The 2,474-nt window shown below is 43.7% G+C and carries 4 protein-coding genes; 2 read left to right on the forward strand and 2 right to left on the reverse strand.

Annotation, left to right across the window (positions count from 1 at the left end):
• Both A3738_RS12360 and A3738_RS12365 read left to right on the forward strand, forming a co-directional pair.
• The coding region (locus tag A3738_RS12360; protein ID WP_156504233.1) for a M48 family metallopeptidase at positions 1 to 363 on the forward strand (363 nt) is incomplete at its 5' end.
• Between the two features lie 140 nt (positions 364 to 503).
• Positions 504 to 971, forward strand: coding sequence for a DUF4174 domain-containing protein (locus A3738_RS12365; protein WP_068479995.1), 468 nt, complete (start codon positions 504 to 506; stop codon positions 969 to 971).
• Between the two features lie 22 nt (positions 972 to 993).
• Here the strand turns inward: A3738_RS12365 and A3738_RS12370 are convergent, their stop codons facing one another.
• Together A3738_RS12370 and A3738_RS12375 are read right to left on the reverse strand one after the other, a co-directional pair.
• The gene (locus A3738_RS12370) at positions 994 to 1,950 is read right to left on the reverse strand and encodes a phospholipase A (protein WP_068502591.1); all 957 of its coding nucleotides are present in this window, start codon (positions 1,948 to 1,950) and stop codon (positions 994 to 996) included.
• 94 nt (positions 1,951 to 2,044) lie between these two features.
• Positions 2,045 to 2,474, reverse strand: a 430-nt coding sequence (locus A3738_RS12375; RefSeq protein WP_197473831.1) for a 6-carboxytetrahydropterin synthase, incomplete at its 5' end; no start/stop codon positions are given.

Raw genomic sequence — 2,474 nt, forward strand, 5'->3', positions numbered from 1 at the left:
GTTGCGCAACAAGTCGGAGCTATAGCGTTGGAAGGTGTCGAGTATAAGCCTGAAATACTTGGCGCATTAGGTTTAGGTGCGCAGTTTGGTGTGTTACTCCCATATAGTCGTGCGCACGAGACTGAAGCTGATTACATTGGCTTGTATCTGATGGCCCAGTCTGGCTTTGACCCTAGCGAAGCGGTTGCTCTTTGGCAGAATATGAAGAAAGCATCAGGCGGCAAAGCTCCTGCGGAATTTATGTCTACACACCCATCAAATGATCGACGCATTAGGGATCTAGAAAAGGAACAAAACGCGGTTGGAGCTATCTATCGTGCCGCGCTAAATCGTAAACCTGCGCCAGTATGTCGCAAACCCTAGCGATAAATTAAGCGCACTCTGTGGCTACATAACTACACGCTCGCTTACAAAAAATCCGCACTTTTTTGTAGTGCGTATCACACTAAACGACTATCTATTGCGTAAGTAAAGTTGACTCAATAACTTCGTAGGTGATGCTCATGTCAAAGCGCTTGGTACGTATTCTTGTTTGGAAGTTATTTGTTGCACTGCCATTAGTTTCGAGTGCGCAAGCAGGCTCTTTAGACGGTTATTTATTTGATACCCGTCCAATACTGTTATTTACAAGTTCAGAAAAACATCCAGCATTGAGAGAACAGCTGAAAGCATTTGCACAGTTTGAGTGTGAGTTTTACAAGCGCGACATGGAGGTGCTGACAATCGTTGGTGATGGACACAGCATTGTCGATGGAGCAGCACTATCGAACGAAGAAGTTTCGTTTTTGAAAGACGAATTAGATGTTGGACCTTATAACGAGCTGCTCGTCCTTGTTGGTAAAGACGGGAAAGTGAAACTTCGCGCTCACATGCCGCTGAAGGCAAACGACCTTATACGCTTAGTGGATGCTATGCCCTTGCGTCGTATAGAGAAAGTGAGTCGTCCTCAAGTAAGCTGCCACGCAGCATAAGGTTTATTCCTCAATTACTTGCTCACAGAAGCTCTGTGAGCAAAATTCCCAAGCTATAGCGCTGCACACGATAATCGTAATCGATCATACTCTCGCCGTAGCCGTCAAAATACTGTACTAGACCACGTAATCGACCATGCAGTGGGAAGCTATAATTGAGTTCGACGGCGCCTTTGTGGGTGCTGGTGTTGGCGCGAATAATACTAGCTACTTGATAGTTATCGCGCTTGTATACTGCAGTGAGTTCAAAGTGGCCGTAGTAGTCCTCGATATCGGGGTTATCGTCGCCTTTGGCGGGTGGCGGCGTTGATGGATCTCCATCATCCTCTTTCGCGTCTTCAGGTAATCGATACCATGGTTGAAGATACAAAGCCCAGCGATTCGTAGCATAACCAAGACCGACAAAAGCGCGATTCCAACTTCTGCTCAGTAACTGGCTTCGCCCATTACTTTCATGCTCAATGCCTGTTCTAAAAAAGAATGCTCCGTCGATGTCATCTATATAAAACGGCGTTTGATAGAAGATTTCTGGTCGATAGTTTGTTTCACGGAAGGGTGCAGAGATATTACTGTTATATGCTTGCCAAAATGACTTCGAAGTGAAACCAAAATAAATACCATCGCCGTCATTAAATAAGCGATCTTCAAGTAAGGGCACTTTGAAACTGATTTGTAGTTTTATTTCATTGTGTTGAAATGGTTGTTCATCTCGATAAGTACCAGCTGCTATCCAGGGTTCGTTGTTTGGGGATTCTTGATGGCTTATTGGCAGAATATAGTTTCGCCTATGCGGGGTAATGACAAAGGAGAGTTTGTCAGTTTGTTGTTGCTGTATAAATCGTTCTGGAACATCTCTATGTTTAGTGTATTCGGGCTGTTCATCTTCGCTAATAGTTTCTTCGGCAAAGCTATTAAACGAAAGCAGGGAAGAAGCTAATAAAAAAGGCAGTAAGACAGATATTCTGGCGATTAAAGTCATGGTGTAAGCGATAGTTGTTAGTTATTGCGACTTAGTAAAGCACAACAATTAAAAACAGCCCATTGAATTAGGGGCTAAAAAGTTTAAATTTTGCTTACTTTCTTTCAGCTATCGCGCCTTTGCCTACACCCTCGTATGCTTTCACGAGATAGTGGTTGTTTGGATGTTTCGCGAGGCACTGGTCTGCAATGTATGCAGCGATTAGTTCAACGGTACTATCGGTGTCGATGATATGAACACGTTTAGATGGTAGGGTTAGTTTGAAGCGACCCTGTTGCGCGGTGTAACAGAAACTCGTGTGTTCTTTGCCATTGATATCGAGAACTTTCTTTACGTCCTCTTTTGTGCCGATATAAATGTTTCGGAAGCACGCACTCCAGTAATCTTCTAATTCAGAACTGCGTTTGTGATTCTCAAATATCTCAATTTTAGAACGATGGCCATGTACGATGCGTTGGCAATTGCCTAAGTGTTTCTTTAATCCGTGGCTGTAATGATAATACGCACCTTCGATTTGCTCTTCA

This window comes from Oleiphilus sp. HI0066, assembly GCF_001635725.1.

What these genes read in the sequence shown, in the direction of transcription:
- A3738_RS12365 (WP_068479995.1), top strand. Translation starts at nt 504, where the DNA reads ATGTCAAAGCGCTTGGTACGTATTCTTGTTTGGAAGTTATTTGTTGCA.
- A3738_RS12370 (WP_068502591.1), bottom strand. Translation starts at nt 1,950, where the DNA reads ATGACTTTAATCGCCAGAATATCTGTCTTACTGCCTTTTTTATTAGCT.